We start from the raw sequence: 20,220 nt of genomic DNA on the forward strand, positions 1-20,220 counted from the left end.
CACGCCGCCCGAGGTGATAGAATTATAACAAGATAAGTTGCAAAACTAACAAGATGTCACCATCGTACCAGCGTCTCGCAGGGCCGACGGGAGGAAAGTTTGGAATTGTCCGGTTCGGGTACAGCAGAGCCTCGGCCGTCGACCTCGCTTGTGATGGTCAGTGGCATCAACAAGCGCTTTGGCGGCGTGCGGGCGCTACGCGATGTCAACCTCGAGGTCCGCGCCGGCGAGGTGCACGCGCTGCTGGGCGAGAACGGCGCGGGAAAATCCACGCTGATCAAGATCCTCAGTGGTGTTCATGCCCACGACAGCGGCACGATCGAGATCGCCGGCAAGCCGGTGGAATTCGACAGCCCGGCGAAGTCGCGCGAGGCGGGGATCGCCGTCGTCTATCAGGACCTCAGCCTCGTTGAATCCCTGAGCGTCGCGGACAATCTGTTGCTCGGCCGTGAGCCGCGTGCGCGCTTCGGTTTCGTCCGGCAGCGCGCGCTGATGGCCAGGGCCGAGGCGTTCCTGAACGAGCTCGGCATTCCCCTGGATACGAGAGCGACCGTCGGCTCGCTGCCGTTTGCCTATCGGCAGATGACAGAGATCGCCAAGGCCCTGATGGGCGAGGTCCGGCTTCTGATTCTCGATGAACCGACCTCCTCGCTGACATCGGATGAGGTGGGGATCCTGTTCGATGCGATCGGGAAGGCGACGCGGCGCGGAGTTGGCGTGATCTATGTGACCCACCGGCTCAATGAGGTCTTCGAGATCTCGCAGCGCGTGACGGTGCTGCGTGATGGCGCCAACGCCGGCACGTTTGTCACTGCCGAGACCGACATGAAGCGGCTGGTGAACGCGATCGTCGGAACTGATCGATCGGCATCCACGGGCCGGCGCACCGAACCTGCCGCGAAACGCGAATTGGATCTGTCGCTGGTTCTGTCGCTGTCGGGCGCGTCCAACGACCGGCTTCGCGCTGTCGATCTTTCCTTGCTGAAGGGCGAGATTCACGGCCTCGCCGGGTTGATCGGCAGCGGACGCACGGAGATTTTGGAGACAGTGTTCGGCCTCCGGCCGCTCGAGAGCGGCACAATCGAGATCGAGGGCCGGCGATGGCTGCCGAGAGGGCCTGCCGATGCGATCGAGCAGGGCATCGCGTTGGTGCCGGAAGACCGACATGTGCAAGGCCTGGTCCTGGACCACTCGATCGAACGAAACGTCACCTTGCCGCGGATTCCCCATTTCTCGCGCTGGGGCTGGATGCAGCAACGCGCCGCCGCCAGGCGTGCGGAAACCGCGGTCGCCAGGCTTGCGGTGAAAGCGCCGGGCGCGTTCAGCCTGGTCAGGACACTCTCCGGCGGCAACCAGCAAAAGGTCGTGTTCGGAAAATGGAATGATCCGAGGCCGCGCGTGCTGCTCCTGGATGAACCGACGGTTGGCGTCGACGTGGGCGCACGCGAGGAAATCTATGCCGTGATCCGGAATGCCGTCCGCGACGGCAGCGGGGTCCTGGTCGTCTCGTCCGATCTCGTCGAATTGATCGAGCTCTGCGACCGCATCTCCGTGATCGTCAACGGGCGTGTGGCTCGTACGCTTTCGCGCGGCGAGATCGATGATGCCGAAGAGCTGCATCATCTCCTCCAGATGTACCAGGCCACCGGGCCAGGCCCACTGCAAGAGCTTCCCGCATGACCGAACTGACTGCTCCCAACGTGGTCGCCTCGTCGACCCGATCCGATCGCCGCCGCAAGATTCTCCAGAATCTGCTGCGGGGCGAGCGACCGTACATGCTGTACATCGCCTTCGTGATCCTGCTGGTCGTGTTCAGCCTGTCCTCGCCCTGGTTCCTCTCGGTGGACAATTTCCTGAACATCGGGCGCCAAACCACGCTGGTGTCGATCATCGCCGTCGGCATGACGTTCATTATCATCGCGCGTCAGATCGATCTGTCGGTTGCCTCGACATTGGCGCTGTCAGGCATGGCGGCCGCTCTCGCGATGAGCCAGATCAACAACAGCTGGATCGTGGGCGCCGTGGCCGGGCTCGGCACAGGCGCGCTGGTCGGGCTGCTCAATGGCATCCTGACCACGCAGCTATCGATCCCGTCCTTCCTGGTGACGCTGGGCTCGCTGAGCATGGCGCGGGGACTGGCGATGATGGTGACCAACACCAAGCCGGTGATCATCACCAACGAGACCTATTTCGCGATCTTTGGGGAAGGCACGTTCCTCGGCATACCGGTTCCGATTGCCTGGACGTTGGCGGCAATGATCGTCGGCATCCTGCTTCTGCACTACAACGTGTTCGGCCGGCGCATCTATGCGGTTGGCGGCAATCCGACCGCGGCCCTCTATTCCGGGATCAACACCAAGCGGGTCACGACCGCAGCCTTCGTCCTGACCGGCACCCTGGCTGGCCTCGCGGCGCTGGTGCTGTCCGCGCGCTCACACGCAGCGCGACCCGACGTCGTGCAGGGAATGGAGCTCGACGTCATCGCTGCGGTGATCCTGGGTGGCTGCAGCCTGTTCGGCGGGCGCGGCTATATCCTGGGAACGCTGTTCGGCAGTCTGATCATCGGCACGCTCAACAACGGCCTTGTTCTGCTCGGTGTGAGCTCGCCGATGCAGCTCGTGATCAAGGGCGCGATCATCGTTGCCGCGGTTGCTTTCACGAAACGCTAGTCGAGGTCAGGCGCGGCGCATGAGCCACAAGTCCATCGCGCCGCGTGGGTAGGGGCAAGGTCGCTGGCCCTCCGGTGAATCGGCGACCAAAAAATGGAGGAAACGATGAAACCAATCTTGCGACAAACCTTGCCTTTGACGGTGTTGATGGCTGCTGCCGCGGCCGTCTCGATTGTCCCCTCGGCCCGCGCCGAAGTGCCCGCGACCTGCGTCAAGGGCGTCGATCTCGCAACGCTCGGGCCGAAATCGATCGTCGGCCAGGGACCCCACGGCGAGAAGGCGGCTTCCCCCGAGGTGCTCGCCCTGTCGGAGGCCGACGCCGCGAAAATCAAGGAGAAGCATTTCAAGGTTGGCATCTCGATGCAGACGGTCAATCTCGACTGGTCGCAGCTCCAGATCCAGGGCATCACCGATACGCTGAAGAAGTACGGCGTGACGGTGACGGGCGTGGCATCCGCCGAATATCAGGTGGACAAGCAGATCGCCGATATCGAGAACACCATCCAGCAGCATCCGGACGGCATCATTTCGATTCCGGTCGATTTCACCGCGACTGCACCGACCTACAAGAAGATCGCCAAGGCGGGCATCAAGCTCGTCCTGATGGACAGCATTCCGACCGGTCTGAAGCATCCCGAGGAATATGCGTCGATGGTCTCGGCCGATAGCCAGGGCAATGGCCAGATTGCGGCACAGATCCTGGCATCCTGCATGGCACAGGGCGCCACTATCGGTCTCGTCAATTTCGGCGTCGACTATTTCAGCACCAACGAACGCACCAAGGGCGTGCGGGAGTGGATGAAAGCAAACCGGCCCGACATCAAGATGAAGCAGGTCGATTTCACCGATCCGCCGAAGGTCTCGCAGATCGCGGGCGACTTCCTGACCGGCAATCCCGACGTCAAGGGACTGTACGCGGTGTGGGATCAACCGGCGCTCGACACGCTGAGCTCGATGCGGGCCCAGGGCATCGATATTCCCATGACGACGGTCGACCTCGGCCTGCAATCGGCGATCGAAATTGCCAAGGGCGGTCCGCTGAAGGCGACGGGCTCGCAGCGTCCCTACGACCAGGGCGCCGCGGAGGCGATGGCGATGATGAATGCGCTGCTGGGCAAGGAAACGCCGGGCTGGATCGGCGTGCAGTCGCTGCCGGTGACGCAGTCGAATGTGCTGGAATCCTACAAGACCGTGTTCAAGAAAGACCCGCCGGCCGAGCTGGCGGATGCCTGCAACAAGGCGAAGCCCGCCTGCAACTGAGCCTGTAGTACCGATGCGCGATTCCTCGGCACCGCGCATCGTTGTTATTTGAGCATGATCTTTCCGGAAAACCGCTTCACACTGTTCCGGATCATGCTTCGGCGGACCTGATCCGGGCGAACCAGCCCCCGTCCGGATCAGGCTGCGCTGGTGACGTATTCGACGGGAAGGCTACGGAAGTGCTTGCGCGTGTCTGCCGATACGGAGCCACCGACGATGATCCGCGAGAACGAGCCGACGTCGGAGAAGAACGCCGGCTTGAGGCTGCCGAGCTTGCTGGCGTCGACCACGAGGATGCTCTCCATCGCAGTCGCGATCACAGCCTGCTTGATGGCGACCTCGTGAAAATTCGAGCAGCTCGCGCCGCGGGTCCAGTGCAGACCACCGGCCGAGACGAAAGCCTTGTTGATCCCGAGCCGCCGCAGATAGGACAGCCCGTCATCCGACGAGAACGACTGCGACGACGGATGGTAGAGCCCGCCCATCAGCATCACCTGTGTCGCCGGGCGGTGGGTGACGATCGAGGCGACGTTCAGCGAATAGCAGATCACCGAGAGAGGCATGTCCTCAGGCAGGCAATCCGCCAGCGACTGCATCGTGGTGCCGCAGTCGATGAAGATGGTGTCGCCTTCCTTGATCGAGGCGGCTGCGGACCGGCAGGCGAGGCGCTTGTCCTGCGTATGCTGGTCGATTTCCTGTTCGAATGTGTACTTGATCCCGGTTGGCGACGCCGCGTTGACGACGTAGCCGCCGAGCAGGGCGAGCGCCGCCTCGGGCCCGGCAAGGTCGCGCCGGACCGTCATCTCCGACACCTTCAGCAGCTCTGCGGCGTCCTTCAGATGCAGTGCGCCGCTCGTCTCGACGGCGCGGCGCAGCCTTTGCAGCCGCTGGACGCGGGTCTCGCTGGGGCGTGCGGTCGGTGTTTCAGCCATTTTTGTCACCGAGCTTGCTTATCCGGTTGACAATGATCTTACAATGATGTGAGTTTAGCAACGCCAATTTGTTACAATAATAACATCTGGCACGAAGGGCGTTTCACTGTCCGCGACAGCAGGCAGCAGAAGCTCCAGCGGGCAAGGGATGGGAGGATCGCATGTTGCAATCGGCACAATCAGTCTATCTGCCGTTTCAGCCGATTCGCTAGCATCGCGCGGCGTAGCAATGGCGCAGGGCGTCTTGATATCAAATCCATCCGTGGTGCCGGCGCAGCCACATGCGCGGGATCACAATCATCCGCATCCGATCGCGCGCAACAGCGGCCGTGCGCTCGAGATGGACTGGGTCGATGAGATCAGGATCAATCTGTCCGCCGCCGAGCGCCGCGTTGCGAGTCTGCCGGGCCGACGCACCGTCAAGAAGGATGCGCAGGCGGCATGGTTGCTCAAGGCGATCACCTGCATCGACCTGACGACACTCAACGGCGACGATACAGCCGAACGGGTGAAGCGCCTCTGCGCCAAGGCGAAGGCACCGTTGCGAAGCGACCTCCTCGAAGCGCTCGGCTTTGCCGGACGCGGGTTGCGCACGGGTGCGATCTGCGTCTATCACCGCTTCGTCGCAACCGCGGTCGAAGCGCTCGATGGGTATGACATTCCGGTCGCTGCGGTCTCGACCGGATTTCCTGCGGGTCTCGTGCCCCACGATCTGAAACTCAAGGAGATCGAGGCGTCCGTCAGGGATGGAGCGCAGGAGATCGACATCGTCATCACGCGCGAGCATGTGCTGACCGGAGACTGGCGCGCTCTTTACGCCGAGGTCCGGGATTTCCGCACGGCCTGCGGTGATGCGCATCTGAAGACGATCCTGGCAACCGGCGACCTCAAAACGCTGCGGAACGTCGCCAAGGCTTCGATGGTCTGCATGATGGCCGGCGCTGACTTCATCAAGACCTCCACCGGCAAGGAGGGCGTCAATGCCACGCTGCCGGTGACGCTGGCGATGCTCCGCATGATCAGGGTCTATGAGGAGCGTACCGGCTTCAAGATCGGCTTCAAGCCGGCCGGCGGAATCTCGACGGCGAAGGATGTGCTCAACTACCAGTTCCTGATGAAGGAGGAGTTGGGACGCGACTGGCTCGAGCCGGATCTGTTCCGCGTCGGCGCCTCGAGCCTGCTTGCCGACATCGAGCGTCAGCTTGAGCATCACGTCACCGGCCGATACTCGGCCTTCAACCGTCATCCCGTGGGCTGAGCATGAGTATCGCACATTACTACGAGACCATGGATTATGGTCCCGCCCCCGAGGCGGACGGCGAGGCGCGCGCCTGGCTGAAGCGGCACGACACGACGTTCGGGCATTTCATTGCCGGTAAATTCGTCGCGCCGGCTTCAGGCAAGCATCTGACGACGATCGAGCCGGCCACCGGCAAGACGCTGGCCAAGATCGCGCAAGGCATCGCTGCGGATGTCGAGGCTGCGGTCGGCGCCGCGCGATCGGCGCAGTCGTCATGGGCAAAGCTCGGTGGTCACGGTCGTGCCCGTCATCTCTATGCGCTGGCGCGTATGCTGCAACGCCATGCTCGTCTGTTCGCGGTGTTGGAAGCGATCGACAATGGCAAGCCGATCAGGGAAACCCGCGATCTCGACGTGCCGCTCGCTGCACGCCACTTCCTGTATCACGCCGGCTGGGCGCAATTGCAGGAGCGCGAATTCGCGGACCACGTTCCAGTCGGTGTGATCGGCCAGATCATCCCCTGGAACTTTCCGCTGCTGATGCTGGCCTGGAAGATCGCGCCCGCGCTGGCGACCGGCAATATGGTGGTGCTCAAGCCGGCGGAATTCACGTCGCTCACCGCGCTGCTGTTCGCTGAGCTCGCGGCGGAAGCCGGCCTGCCACCCGGGGTATTGAATGTGGTGACCGGTGATGGCGCCACCGGCGCGTTGCTCGCCGAAAATCCCGGTGTCGACAAGATCGCCTTCACGGGGTCGACCGAGGTTGGGCGGTTGATCCGTCAGTCGACCGCAGGGACCGGCAAGTCGCTGACGCTCGAGCTCGGCGGCAAATCGCCGTTCATCGTGTTCGACGATGCCGACATCGATGGCGCCGTGGAAGGCGTGGTCGATGCGATCTGGTTCAACCAGGGCCAGGTCTGTTGCGCCGGATCGCGGCTTCTGTTGCAGGAGGGCATTGCAGAGACATTCCGCAAGCGCCTGATCCGCCGCATGGAAACGCTGCGCGTGGGTCCGCCGCTCGACAAGGCGATCGACATGGGTGCGGTGGTCGCACCGGTGCAACTCGAGCGGATCAAGGCGCTGGTCGAAACGGGAGTGAAGGAGGGCGCCGAGAGGTATCAGGCACCCGGCGAAATCCCCGCAGAGGGGTGCTTCTATCCCCCGACCTTGCTCTGGAACGTTCATCCGTCATCGACCGTGGCGATCGAGGAGATCTTTGGACCGGTGCTGGTCGCGATGACATTCCGTACGCCGGATGAAGCGGTGATGCTCGCCAACAACACCCGCTATGGCCTTGCTGCCAGCGTGTGGAGCGAGACCATCGGGCTGGCGCTCGATATCGCGCCGAAGCTTCAGGCCGGCGTGGTCTGGGTCAATGCGACCAATTTGTTCGATGCCAGCGTCGGCTTCGGCGGCTACCGCGAGTCCGGCTTCGGCCGCGAGGGCGGCCGGGAAGGCCTCTACGAATATCTCAAGCCCAAGGCCTGGACCGGGCGGAGAGCGCGAGCGAAGGTACCGCCGCCCGCGGCAGCCTCTACCGACGGTGCCGGATTCGGCACGCCGTCGATCGACCGAACCGCCAAGCTGTTTGTTGGCGGCAAGCAGGTCCGTCCTGACGGAAATTATTCGCGCGCGGTGCTGTCGCCGAAAGGGCGGCATCTCGGCGAGGCCGGCGAGGGTAATCGCAAGGATATCCGCAATGCGGTGGCCGCCGCGCGCTCGGCGGAGGGGTGGGCGCGGGCGACGACGCATAATCGCGCCCAAATCCTCTACTACCTTGCCGAGAATCTGTCGGCGCGCGGGGACGAGTTCGCCAAGCGCATCGGTGACATGACCGGCGCTTCGCCCGCAAAGGCGCGCGCGGAGGTCGAGGCGAGTATCGAGCGGCTGTTCAGCTATGGGGCCTGGGCCGACAAATACGAAGGGACGATCCATGCGCCGCCGTTGCGCGGCGTGGCGCTTGCCATGCACGAGCCGATCGGCGTGGTCGGGGTGGCCTGTCCGGACGAGGCGCCGCTGCTGGGCTTCATCAGCCTGGTGGCACCGTTGATCGCGATGGGCAACCGTGTCGTCGCCGTGCCGAGCGAGCGGCATCCGCTTGCCGCGACCGATTTCTACCAGGTGCTCGAGACATCGGACGTGCCGGCCGGCGTCGTCAATATCGTCACCGGCGAGCGCGATGCCCTTGCAAGGGTCCTAGCCGAGCATGACGACGTCGACGCGCTCTGGGTGTTCGGCTCGCCGGAGGCCTCGACGGCCGCGGAGCGGCTGTCGGTCGGCAACCTCAAGCGCACGCTGGTCGACCACGGCCTGGCGCTGGATTGGTACGACCGGGCGGCGAGTGAAGGTCCGATTCTGCTCCGTCATGCGGTGCAGGTGAAGAACATCTGGATTCCCTACGGGGACTAAAGACGTCACCTTGCGGTGATACTGGTTGGCATCCGAACCATCAGAGTTCGGGCGATTTTGAAGACGAGGGAGGAACGCAACATGCTCAAGGGCATCAATCCATTGCTCAACGCCGACGTGCTCTATGCCTTGCGCGCAATGGGGCACGGAGACCGCCTCGTGGTGTGCGACACCAATTTCCCTGCCGACTCCATCGCGCGCCAGACCGCGTTCGGCGAGCTGCTTCGCATCGACAACGTCAGTACGGCAAAGGCGATCGAAGCCATCCTCTCGGTGCTGCCGCTCGATACGTTCGTCGATGACGCCGCGATCCGCATGGAGATCGTCGGCCAGCCCCAGGAGGTGCCGCCGGTGCAGCGCGAGGTGCAGGCCGCGATCGACCGCGCCGAGGGACGCTCCTGGCCGCTGGTCGGGGTCGAGCGCCACGCCTTCTATGAAAAGGCCAAGACGGCCTACTGCGTGATCGCCACCGGTGAGCGGCGCTTCTACGGCTGCTTCCTGTTCTCCAAGGGCGTCATCGCGCCGGACGGGGAGTGACGACCATGAGCAAGACTGGCGTCGCAGTGCTCGGCATCTTCGTCGTCGATCTGGCCTTCCGGGCCGGCAACATGCCTGCGACCGGTGAAACGATCGCTGGCTCGGGATTTGCCATGGGACCAGGCGGCAAGGGATCGAACCAGGCCGTGGCCGCTGCGCGCGCGGGCGCGGACGTGACATTCATCTCCCGGATTGGCAGCGACGCCTTCGGCGATCTTGCCATCAAGACGTGGGAAGCCGAGGGAATTCGGCCGCGCGTCGCCAGGACTGCGGAGGCGCCGACTGGCGCCGCCTTCATCTATGTCCACGAGACGCGGGGCGACAACGCCATCATCGTGGTGAGCGGCGCGGCCGGCGGTCTCAGCCCGGCCGATGTCGATGCGGCGACGGATGCGATCAGCAGCAGCCGCGTCTTCGTGACCCAACTCGAGCAACCGGTCGCGGCAGCGCAGCGCGGGCTCGAGATCGCGCGCGCCGCGGGCAGCATCACCTTGTTCAACCCGGCACCCGCGGTCGCGTTCGACGACAGCCTGTTTGCCTTGTGCGACTACGTCGTTCCCAACGAGACCGAGGCGGAAGTGCTGACGGGGATGGCGGTGAGCGATCTTGCCGGCGCCCGCCGTGCTGGAGATGCATTGTTGGCCAAGGGAGTGGGTACCGCGCTGATCACGCTCGGCGAACGCGGGGCGCTGTTTCACGGGCGGGATCGCTCGCTGCACGTGCCGCCGTTCGCCGCCGGCAAGGTGGTCGAAACCGCGGGCGCGGGCGATGCATTCGTCGGTGGCTTCGCAGCAGCGCTTGCGGGCGGCGCCGATCCACTGGAGGCGGCGCGTTTTGGCTCGGCGACGGCCGGGATTTCCGTGACGCGCGCCGGGACTGCGCCCGCCATGCCGCGGCGCGCGGAGATCGAAGCGCTGTTGAAGGAATGATCTGCTCATGATGCGGAACGATCCGATCAAGCATGTCTTCATCTGGCCGGCGGTGCTCGTCGTGCTGGCGATCTCGATCTTTCCGCTGATCTATTCGTTCACCACGAGCTTCCTCAGCTATCGCCTGATTCCGCCGATCCCGCCGCGCGTCGTGTGGCTCGGAAATTATGTCTCGCTCTTGCAGGAGCCGCGCTTCTGGAATGCGATCTTCACGACGACGCTGATCGCGTTCATCGCCGTCGGGGTGCAATACGCGATCGGATTTGGCGTTGCGCTCGCGCTGAATGCGCGCGTGCCCGGCGAGCGGCTGTTTCGCGTGGCCTTGCTGCTGCCCATGCTGCTGGCGCCGGTTGCCGTCGCGCTCGTGGCCCGCATGATCTTCAATCCGACCATGGGGCCGCTCAACCAGTTCCTGTCCATGTTCGGACTGGCGAACCTGCCGTTCCTCACCAACGGGCGTTGGGCGCTGGCCTGCATCATCGCGGTTGAGATCTGGCAGTGGACGCCATTCATCATCCTGATGATGTTGGCTGGTCTGCAGACGCTGCCCGAAGATGTCTACGAGGCGGCCGAGCTGGAGAACGCCAGCGCCTGGCAACAGTTCTGGGGCATCACGTTTCCGATGATGCTGCCGATCTCGGCCGCCGTCGTCTTCATCCGCCTGATCGAGAGCTACAAGATCATGGATACCGTGTTCGTGATGACGGGCGGCGGACCGGGCGTGGACACCGAGACCCTGACCTTGTTCGCCTATCAGGAGGGCTTCAAGAAGTTCAATCTCGGCTACACGTCGGCGCTCAGCTTCCTGTTCCTGATCGCAATCACGATCATCGGCGTGACCTATCTGGCGTTGCTGCGGCCGCATCTGGAGAAGCGCCGATGAGCGGGCAGGGCCTTACCGGACTGTCGAGCTGGAGTCGCCGCCTGGTCGCGATCGGCGTTCTCGCATGGTGCCTGATCTCGGTGTTTCCGCTCTACTGGGTGGTGGTGACGGCCTTCAAGACCCCGCCGGGCGTGGTCGGCGGCCCGACCTATATTCCGTTCGTCGATTTCACGCCGACCCTGCAGCCCTTCATCGATCTCTATCAGGGCATCCGTGGCGAGTTCTTCCGAACCTTCCTGAATTCGACCATCGTCGGAATGTCGGCGGCGGCGATCGCAACCGCGATCGGCGCCATGGCGGCCTATGCGCTGGTGCGGTTCGAATTCAGGGTGCGCTTTGGCGCGGGTCTGATCTTCTTCCTGCTCGCGCTCGGCGGCTATCTGCTGTTCAACAATTCGCTTGGATTCACCCGCGCGCAGGCGCTGCTGCTGGCGTTCCCGATCGCACTTGCCGCTGCGATCCTCGCCAACCGTCTGCCGCTGCCGGGGCCGATTCTCGGCAACGAAGATATCCTGTTCTGGTTCGTCAGCCAGCGCATGTTCCCGCCGATCGTCACGGCCTTCGCGCTGTATCTGCTCTATAGCGAGATCGGCCGGCTCGGCTTCCAGCTGATCGACAGCTATGTCGGCCTGACGCTCTGTTACGTCGCGTTCTCGCTGCCAATCGTGGTCTGGCTGATGCGCGACTTCTTCGAGGCCATTCCAATCGAGGTCGAAGAAGCCGCGATGGTCGACAACGTGCCGAGCTGGCGCATCTTCCTCAGCATCGTGGTGCCGATGTCGATGAACGGACTGCTGGCGACTTTCATGATCACGCTCGCTTTCGTCTGGAATGAGTTTCTGTTCGCGCTGTTCCTGACCAATTCCAGATGGCAGACGCTGCCTATTCTGGTGGCGGGACAGAACAGCCAGCGCGGCGACGAATGGTGGGCGATATCGGCCGCGGCGCTCGTCGCCATCATTCCTATGATGATCATGGCAGCCCTGCTCAGTCGCATGATGCGGTCGGGCCTGCTGCTCGGAGCGATCAAATAGCAAAAACTAAGGGAGGACTCGACGATGTTGCGACGGACGTTTCTGATGCTGACCACCTCGCTCGCGATGGCCTGCACCGTGAGCCAGGCGAATGCTGCCTGTAGCCCGGATTACTCCGGCGTCACCTTGACGGTGGCGTCGCAGACCGGACCGTATATCGCCTCCGCGCTCAAGCTCGGCGCGGACGAATGGACCAAGAAGACCTGCGGCAAAGTTAATGTCGTCGAGTTTCCGTGGTCGGAGCTCTACCCGAAGATTGTTACATCGCTTACGGGATCGGACGCGACGTTCGATCTGGTCAGCTTTGCGCCGGCCTGGCTGCCCGACTTCGTCTCCTATCTCAGCGAGATGCCGAAAGAGATGCAGTCCGGCAAGGATTGGGACGATGTCGAGCCGGCCTATCGCGAGCGCCTGATGGTGTGGGAAGGCAAGATCTATTCGCAATCGATGGACGGCGACGTTCACACCTACACCTATCGCACCGACCTGTTCAGCGATCCCAAGGAGAAGGATGCTTTCAAGGCCAGGTACGGCTACGACCTGGCACCGCCAAAGACCTGGAAGCAGTATCTCGACATCGCGGAGTTCTTCCAGCGCCCCGACAAGGGCCTCTGGGGCACAGCGGAAGCTTTCCGTCGCGGCGGCCAGCAGTTCTGGTTCTTCTTCAGCCACGCGGCTGCCTACACCAACAACCCGAACTATCCGGGTGCTATGTTCTTCGACCCCGAAACGATGGATGCCCAGATCAACAATCCAGGCTGGGTGAAGGGACTCGAAGAATACATCCGTGCTTCGAAGCTTGGCCCGCCCAATGCGCTGAATTTCTCATTCGGCGAGGTCAATGCCGCCGTCGCCGGTGGCCAGGTGGCCGAGTCGATCGGTTGGGGCGACACCGGCGTGATTGCCGCCGACCCCAAGCAGTCGAAGATTTCGGGCAAGGTCGGTTCGGCGATACTGCCGGGATCGGACGAGATCTGGAACGCCAAGACCAAGACGTGGGACAAGTTCGGAAGCGTGTTGCCAACACCGTTCATGGCATTTGGCGGATGGCAGATCGCAGTGCCGAAGGTCGGCAAGAACCAGCAGGCGGCATGGGACTTCGTCAAGACGCTGACCAGCCCCGAAGTGTCGGGGCAGGCGGCGATCACCGGCGGCAGCGGGGTCAATCCTTATCGCAAATCGCACACCGCCAATCTGCAACTGTGGAGCAAGAACTTCTCGCCAGAGGAAGCCAAGGAATATCTCGGCGCTCAGGCGGATTCGATCAATGCCAAGAATGTCGCGCTCGACATGCGTCTGCCCGGCTATTTCTCATACACCGAGGTCGTCGAGATCGAGCTTGGCAAGGCGCTGGCCGGCCAAACCACGCCGCAGGCCGCGCTGGACGCGGTGGCAAAGGAATGGAATCGCCTGACCGACGAGTTCGGCCGCGCGAAGCAACTGGCGGCCTATCGCGCAGCGATGGGTCTTCCGCCCAAGAACTAGCTTCCTGCGGAGACTGCCCCGGATGATGCGTAAGCATCATCCGGGCTTTGTTGGCCGTCGATATGAGGGACGGAAAAAGGAATCCATGGCGCACGTCGAGATCGAGAACGTCAGCAAGGCATATGGGCCCTACAAGATCATCGAGGGGCTCGATCTGAACGTCGCCGACGAGGAATTCGTCGTGCTTGTCGGCCCGTCCGGCTGCGGCAAGACCACGACGTTACGCATGATCGCAGGGCTGGAGGCGGTCACCAGCGGAAACATCCGCATCGGCAACCGCGACGTGACGCAGCTGCGTCCGGGCTTGCGCAATTGCGCGATGGTGTTCCAGAACTACGCGCTCTATCCGCATATGACGGTCGGGGAGAACATCGGCTACGGCATGAAGATGCGGGGCGAGTCACGCGCCAGCGTCGCGAAAGCTGTCCAGGACGTGGCACGGATTCTCGACCTCGAGCAATATCTGGACCGCCGGCCCAAGCAACTTTCCGGCGGACAGCGCCAGCGCGTGGCGATCGGCCGTGCCATCGTCCGTAGCCCAGACGTGTTTTTGTTCGACGAGCCATTGTCAAATCTCGACGCCAAGCTCCGCATCGAGATGCGGACCGAGATCAAGGCACTGCATCGCCGTCTCGCCAAGACGATCGTGTATGTCACGCACGACCAGGTCGAAGCCATGACAATGGCCGATCGCGTCGTGGTGATGAATCGCGGCCGGATCGAGCAGGCGGCCGATCCGATCACGATCTACGAGAAGCCCGGCAATCTCTTCGTCGCGGGCTTCATGGGCGCACCCAGCATGAATTTTATCCATGGCGAGATTGTCGCTCGCGACGGCGCACTGGTCTTCAGCGAGCCGTCGGGTACGGTGTTGAAATTGCCGAAGTCTCGCGAGGCGGCCTATGCGGGGAGCGTCGGCAAGCCGGTTGTGCTCGGCGTGCGGCCCGACCATGTGCTCCGGCAAGATGCGCCGATGGGCTCTTCTGTCCGCTTGATGGTGAAAGACGTGGAGCCGCTCGGGCCGCATACGCTCGTGATTGGAACCGTGGGCGCATTTCCGTTCACAGCGCAGATGCAGGTCGGCGTCGCTGCGGCGCCGGATCGCGTTATAGACGTCGCTCTTGATCTGGAGCGAACGCACCTTTTCGACAAGGTTTCAGGGAAAGCTATTTCTTAGCCCACGGTTTTCGCGGACGTTTCAGCTCATCCCAACTTTCGATGCACTTGGTGCGCAAGTACGGCGCCCCCCTCCACTTCACGTGTCGATCCTGGCCAAGTAGTCCATGTAAAGAGTGATTGGCCCCTTTGATCCGTCCAGAATGACGCGGAGGCTCTTCGGATAGTATCCGGCCCCGATCACGGTCCCTGTCCTTCCAGCCAAGCGAGGGCCAGCTGTCGGCTCTATCTGAATGCGTGAGCCCGACGGAAACTTGAGCTCGTGTTCGGCCGATCCTGCCATGACGCCCTCGGCAGCGAATGAGCTAGTTCTATTCGAAGAGTTCGCTAACGTGTGGGCAGTGAACCAATAGGTGCGCGAACAAGCGAGAAGTTCGATCGCCCCGGACTGAATCACGGAAACGCTTCGGTGAAAACATCCTTCGTCGGGAGTAATCCGCAGCCACAGATCAACCTGGCTTGCTTCTATCGGCTGTCGTCTTCGCGAAACTCAACCCGCGTGCGGTCATCGCGTGCTCCCGGGGCGCTCGATCGAACGGTACGATCGTAGGTGCGAATATATACTCCAGTAAGGGTACCTCGCCTGGCCGTTCTGCTGCTGTCTCTCGGTGCGATCGGAGCGGCTCAATCAGGTTGTGAACGTCAGCCATGCACGGAGACGCGGCGCGTCTCACATGCGCGTCTCACATCAGACTACTGACGCTGTTGGGGAAATGCCTCGAAAAGACGCTTCGGGCAGATTGCGGCGCAATTTGGCGCCCAACTTTTCGGCACAATAATCCCTTGGTTCCGCCCAATCGAGCCGAGATTCCTGCCCCAAACGTAAACATACGTTCATCCGCAATGAGAGCCCGGTTGCACTCAGACTTACAGGTGCTGGGGGTATGATCACAAAAGGGGAATGATTTGACCACGCTACACTACACTGCAGGTAACAACTTCAACGCGCAGGGAGCCTACGCTCCGGCCGCAGCTGGCTTCAATCTGGCCGACGTCTCGTCGGTCGACGAGGTGAATGCATTGCCGGCCGGTGTGAAAGGTATGGTTTACCTTGATCAGGGCGACGGCGTTACGCAGAGCTTCATCGATGCGCTGAAGCCCTACATCGGAAATCCGAATGTGTACGGCTTCTATCTCAAGGATGAGCCGGATCCCACGGGGCAGTACAACACGCTGGTGACGGCGGCCAACCTCAAGGCGGAGTCCGATTACATCCACGCCAACTTTCCTGGCGCAAAGACCTTCATCACCATGATGAACATGGGGTCCTCGGAAAATCCGACTTTCGCGAACACCTACAACCCGACCAACACCCACATCGATTTCTTCGGCATCGATCCGTACCCGGTTCGGTCGGACATGAGCACGGTCGATTACAGCATGATCGACAAGGCCGTGGCCGCCGCCGAGTCCGCGGGAATTTCGGCGGACCACATCGTCCCGGTGTTCCAGACCTTCGGCGGCGGTAACTGGACCGACGACAGCGGAGGCCACTACGTGATGCCGACAGCCGCGCAGGAACAGACGATGCTCGCTCATTGGGCGGCGGCCATTCCAAATCCGGCCTTCGACTACGCCTATGCGTGGGGTTCGCAGAATGGCGATACCGCACTGGAGAGCTCGTCTGCGCTGCAGAGCGTTTTTCTGCAGCACAATACCGGCACGAGCACGACGCTTCCGACCGGAGGCATCAGTGGAGGTACGACGACCGTGACGGGCTCGACTGGCGGAACAACGACCACGTCGAGCGGTGGCACTGGGACCGGGACTACTACCGGCAACGGCTCGACCAGTGGCTCAACCTCGGGCTCAACCAGCGGCTCAACGAGCGGATCGACCAGCGGCAGTTCGTCCGACGGCTCGACATCGACGACGACCGATGGCCATCATCACCATCATACGCTCGATTTCTCGCAGCTTGCGACCAGCACAACGGGGACCTCGTCTGCAATCGTCCCGGTGACCACAGCGCCGGCCACGACTGCAAGTGGGAGCGGCACAACGGACACCAGCTCCACCGCCGTCACCGATGTCGGGGCTCATCTGGCCGATCTGACCGGTCACCACACCGACCATCACGGTTGGCACTTCTGAGTTCGAAGGACGGTCTTCGTCAACACGGTCATACGCGGGGCACGCCCCGCGTATGATCATATTTTATGGGAATCATTCGCGGCCGCACTGACCGCGAGTCGGGGTGCCATTCTGCGCACTGCGGAATGTTGGAATGCGAGCGCTGGCGCTCGATCGCATGCAAATTTCAACCGCTAGCCGCTGCCCGACCAAAGGGCCGCCCGGATATGCACATGTACACTTCGGCCAAGGCCTCCGCGCTCGCGGATGGATTTCGTCAGATACGTCCCGGCCTGCTTGCGGCAGGCGGACTATCGATCTTCATAAACTTGCTGGTGTTCGTCTCGCCGCTCTACACCATGCAGATTTACGATCGCGTGCTGACCAGCCGGAACGCGATGACTCTCGTGCTGCTTTCGCTGATCGCACTTGCGCTGTTCGTCAGCTACGCGGCACTTGAGCATTTTCGCAGCCGGATCCTTGTGCAAATCGGAATTCGGTTCGACCGGCTCCTCTCGGGAGAAGTCTTCGAGACCGCACTTGACCAAGCCCTGAACACGAGCAGCTCGCATCATGTCCAGCTGCTTCGCGACGTGGACACTCTGCGCGAGGTGTTGTCGGGTGGTGTGATCACGTCATTGATGGACGTGCCGTGGACGCCGATATTCCTCGCGATATGCTTCCTCCTCCATCCCTTGATCGGCTTGGTTGCCTTGATCGGTGCGATTGCCATCCTTTCGCTGGCCTTCCTCAACGAGCGCGCCACCAAGGCGCCACTCATCGCTGCCGCATCGAAAAATCTTAATGCCCTGGACCGGTTGACCTCCTCGTTACGCAACGCCGAGGCCATCCGTGCGCTTGGAATGGGACCTGCGGTGCGCACTGCCTGGAGCTCAACACACGGCCAGGCACTCCTCGACAGTGCTCGTGCGGGTGAGCGTGGTGGCACGGTCCTTGCGATCTCCAAATTCCTGCGGATGGCCCTTCAGGTGTCGATCATGGGGGTGGGAGCCTACCTCGCGATCCAGCAGGAGATCTCGGGAGGCGTTCTGTTTGCGGCCTCGCTCATCATGGGGCGGGCACTTGCGCCGGTGGAAGCAGCCGTATCGCAGTGGAAGGCCCTCGTTGTCGCGCGTACATCATATGCGCGGCTCGAAGCCGCGCTTCGGACCCGGGCCGCAGAACGCCCGCCGACCAGGCTGCCGGCACTGGCTGGTGAGGTCTCGGTGGAAGCCGTGACTGTCCTCGTACCCGGATCGCAATTGCCGGCAGTTGCAGATGTTTCTTTCCGCCTGGCTCCAGGCGAAGTTGTTGCGGTGGTCGGCCAGTCCGGCTCCGGGAAATCGTCGCTGGCACGCGCGCTTGTGGGGGCGTGGCCCGCTGTTCGTGGTTGCGTGCGCATCGATGGCAACGATACGAGGCATTTCGATTCCAATTTCCTCGGGCAACGCCTCGGATATCTTCCGCAGGACGTGGAACTGTTCGCCGGCACGGTGCGCGACAATATCGCTCGCTTTCGCGAGGATGCGACGGATGAGGCGGTTGTCGAGGCCGCGCAACTGGCGTCGGCGCATGCCATGATACAGCGGCTCCCGAAGGGCTACGACACCGTCATCGGGGATAATGGCGCTGGCCTTTCGGGCGGTCAGCGGCAGCGCATCGGGTTGGCGCGCGCGCTGTTCGGCTGGCCGGTGCTGGTCGTGCTCGATGAGCCGAACGCCAATCTGGACGGCGACGGTGACCGCGCATTGGCCGATGCGATTCAAATGCTGCGGCAGCGGCGTGTGACGGTCGTGATCATCAACCACCGCCCCAATCTGCTTGCCCTGGTCGATAAGATCGTCTTCATGCATGAAGGGCGTCTCGGCCGGGTCGGGACACGCGACGAACTCCTTCCTGCGCTGCTGGGGCAAGCCGTCACGCCGATGCATCGCGACGGGCGAGCGCCGGCTGAGCGCCGCCACCAGGTCGAAGCTCATCATGGTGCCGACGGCGTTCCCCGCAACGTGCACCTTTCGAATTCAGCTCGTCCCGCTCACGCGACGAGGCAATGATGGACAATATGATGTCAGTTGAAGAGAAAACTCTTCCAAGCGAATTTGCGGAGCTTCTGAGACGTTTGAGCGATAGTGGCAAGCCCCGCCGGCCCCATGCCCTGTCGTCCGACGGCATCTCCAGCATCCAATTGCTGGCAAGACGCCTTATCCGGCGAGCGAAGGCAATGCGATCGATCCGCTCGAATTCGAGCGCGGGGCGCGACCATGGCGGTCCGTCCGGCGATTGGCACAGTCCGGCGAGACGTGGCTTTACCATAGTGTTCTTCACCTTCGTCGTGTTCGGCGGGTGGGCCGCCATGGCGTCGATCGATGGCGCAGTGGTGGCCACCGGCTCGGTGGTGGTCGAGAGCGACAGGAAGGCGGTGCAGCACCTCGAGGGCGGCATCGTCCAGAACCTGATGGTGACTGGCGATGCCCACGTCGCAGAAGGGCAAGTCCTGTTGCGGCTCGATCCAACCCAGGAACGGGCAAAAGAGGAGATCGCGCGCTCGGCCGTCTATTCGGCCATCGCCGAGGAGGCGCGCCTTCAAGCCGAAGCCGGGGGAAGCGACAAGATTACGTTTCCCGACGAACTTGTTCAGAAGGCCTCAGATCCATCGGCGCAACGTGCGATGGGGGACCAGAAGAGGCGTTTCGACGAACGCCGGGCTGCGCGAAAAATCGAGATATCGATCCTTGAAGAGCGCATCGCGCAGGCGCAGCGCCAGATCCAAGGAAACGATGCGCAGAGCAAGGCTTCGCGGGCGCAATATGACAGCGTGAGCCAGGAATACAGCAAGCTCAAGCCGCTCGCCGATCAGGGGATCGTTGCGTTCGCGCGCGTCGCCACCCTGGAGCGTACCAAAGCTGAGCTCGACGGCAAGATCGGCGCTTACGAGGCCGATATCGCCCGCTATGGACGTGTCATCGACGAGTCGCGGCTGCAAATCGAGCAAGTCGGACAGAAGGTCCTGGAGGAAGCGACCGCCAAGCTCGCTGAGACAAGGGCACAACTTGCCGATGCGCGCGAGAAGCTGCGGGCTGCCACTGACGTGCTGTCCCGGATGGAGCTGCGTGCGCCGCGCTCTGGACGTATCGTGAATTTGAAAGTCCATACCGTCGGTGCGGTGGTCAAGCCCGGCGAGGTGCTGATGGAGGTCGTGCCCGATAACGACGTGCTTGTGGTTGCGGCGAGGGTATCCTCTCTCGACATCAATCACGTGCAGGTCGGACTGCCCACGGAAATCCGGCTTCCTTCGTTCAAGGCGCGCTCTACCCCGATCGCAGTAGGCGAAGTCCTCTCAATCGCAGCCGACGCTGTTCGGGATGAGGCGACGCATCAACCTTATTACGAGGTCAAAGTCTCGGTGCAGGTGGCGCAATTTCCCGAGAAGTTGCGCGAAAAGCTCAAGCCCGGGATGATGGCCGACGTTCTGATCGCCACCGGCGAACGCACCGTGCTGGCCTATCTGACGCAGCCGATGACGGACGCGGTCCGGCGCGGTATGCGGGAGAACTAGTCGGCCTAAGGGAATAGCGAGGGAGCAAGCGAGTTGTG

General features: G+C 62.6%; 15 protein-coding genes. 14 read left to right on the forward strand and 1 reads right to left on the reverse strand.

From position 1 onward, the window contains the following. Positions 1 to 153 precede the first annotated feature (153 nt). From YUA_RS43895 to YUA_RS0114095, 3 genes are all read left to right on the forward strand, one after another. Entirely contained in the window at positions 154 to 1,680 is a 1,527-nt protein-coding gene (locus tag YUA_RS43895; protein ID WP_035970966.1) for a sugar ABC transporter ATP-binding protein, read from the forward strand. Next, positions 1,677 to 2,669, forward strand: coding sequence for an ABC transporter permease (locus YUA_RS0114090; RefSeq protein WP_027531288.1), 993 nt, complete (start codon positions 1,677 to 1,679; stop codon positions 2,667 to 2,669). The genes YUA_RS43895 and YUA_RS0114090 overlap by 4 nt, the downstream gene beginning before the upstream one ends. A gap of 105 nt (positions 2,670 to 2,774) precedes the next feature. Further along, positions 2,775 to 3,929 (forward strand): substrate-binding domain-containing protein, encoded by a 1,155-nt coding sequence (locus YUA_RS0114095; RefSeq protein WP_051383179.1) that lies wholly within the window; start codon positions 2,775 to 2,777, stop codon positions 3,927 to 3,929. Between the two features lie 137 nt (positions 3,930 to 4,066). On the opposite strand, the gene YUA_RS0114100 is transcribed toward YUA_RS0114095, so the two are convergent. Next, entirely contained in the window at positions 4,067 to 4,861 is a 795-nt protein-coding gene (locus YUA_RS0114100; RefSeq protein WP_027531290.1) for a DeoR/GlpR family DNA-binding transcription regulator, read from the reverse strand. 229 nt (positions 4,862 to 5,090) lie between these two features. On the opposite strand from YUA_RS0114100, the gene deoC reads away from it, so the two are divergent. The 11 genes from deoC (at position 5,091) to YUA_RS0114165 (ending at position 20,182) form a co-directional block, all read left to right on the forward strand. Next, positions 5,091 to 6,119, forward strand: coding sequence for a deoxyribose-phosphate aldolase (gene deoC / locus YUA_RS0114105; protein WP_035970971.1), 1,029 nt, complete (start codon positions 5,091 to 5,093; stop codon positions 6,117 to 6,119). A 2-nt stretch (positions 6,120 to 6,121) separates the two neighbouring features. After that, positions 6,122 to 8,509, forward strand: coding sequence for an aldehyde dehydrogenase family protein (locus YUA_RS0114110; RefSeq protein WP_027531292.1), 2,388 nt, complete (start codon positions 6,122 to 6,124; stop codon positions 8,507 to 8,509). A gap of 81 nt (positions 8,510 to 8,590) precedes the next feature. After that, positions 8,591 to 9,046, forward strand: a complete 456-nt coding sequence (locus tag YUA_RS0114115) for an RbsD/FucU family protein (protein WP_027531293.1) — start codon at positions 8,591 to 8,593, stop codon at positions 9,044 to 9,046. 5 nt (positions 9,047 to 9,051) lie between these two features. Then, a complete protein-coding gene (rbsK, locus tag YUA_RS0114120; protein WP_027531294.1) occupies positions 9,052 to 9,975 on the forward strand; it encodes a ribokinase in 924 nt (307 codons plus the stop codon). A gap of 7 nt (positions 9,976 to 9,982) precedes the next feature. Beyond that, positions 9,983 to 10,858 carry a carbohydrate ABC transporter permease gene (locus YUA_RS0114125; RefSeq protein ID WP_027531295.1) on the forward strand — a complete coding sequence of 292 codons (876 nt, stop codon included), beginning with the start codon at positions 9,983 to 9,985 and terminating at the stop codon, positions 10,856 to 10,858. After that, positions 10,855 to 11,892 carry a carbohydrate ABC transporter permease gene (locus YUA_RS0114130; protein ID WP_027531296.1) on the forward strand — a complete coding sequence of 346 codons (1,038 nt, stop codon included), beginning with the start codon at positions 10,855 to 10,857 and terminating at the stop codon, positions 11,890 to 11,892. The genes YUA_RS0114125 and YUA_RS0114130 overlap by 4 nt, the downstream gene beginning before the upstream one ends. A gap of 45 nt (positions 11,893 to 11,937) precedes the next feature. After that, on the forward strand, positions 11,938 to 13,377 hold the full coding sequence (locus YUA_RS0114135; RefSeq protein WP_371259882.1) for an extracellular solute-binding protein: 1,440 nt from the start codon (positions 11,938 to 11,940) through the stop codon (positions 13,375 to 13,377). Between the two features lie 85 nt (positions 13,378 to 13,462). Continuing rightward, the gene (locus YUA_RS0114140) at positions 13,463 to 14,554 is read left to right on the forward strand and encodes an ABC transporter ATP-binding protein (protein ID WP_027531298.1); all 1,092 of its coding nucleotides are present in this window, start codon (positions 13,463 to 13,465) and stop codon (positions 14,552 to 14,554) included. Positions 14,555 to 15,459: 905 nt separating this feature from the next. Then, positions 15,460 to 16,647 (forward strand): hypothetical protein, encoded by a 1,188-nt coding sequence (locus tag YUA_RS51030; protein ID WP_063627783.1) that lies wholly within the window; start codon positions 15,460 to 15,462, stop codon positions 16,645 to 16,647. Between the two features lie 206 nt (positions 16,648 to 16,853). Further along, positions 16,854 to 18,680 (forward strand): type I secretion system permease/ATPase, encoded by a 1,827-nt coding sequence (locus YUA_RS0114160; RefSeq protein ID WP_027531300.1) that lies wholly within the window; start codon positions 16,854 to 16,856, stop codon positions 18,678 to 18,680. Continuing rightward, complete coding sequence (locus YUA_RS0114165; protein WP_245285161.1) at positions 18,680 to 20,182, forward strand: HlyD family type I secretion periplasmic adaptor subunit; 1,503 nt, start codon at positions 18,680 to 18,682, stop codon at positions 20,180 to 20,182. Before YUA_RS0114160 ends, YUA_RS0114165 begins: the two co-directional genes overlap by 1 nt. Positions 20,183 to 20,220: the final 38 nt, after the last annotated feature.

This window comes from Bradyrhizobium sp. WSM3983, from assembly GCF_000473045.1.
Classification (GTDB): Bacteria; Pseudomonadota; Alphaproteobacteria; order Rhizobiales; family Xanthobacteraceae; genus Bradyrhizobium.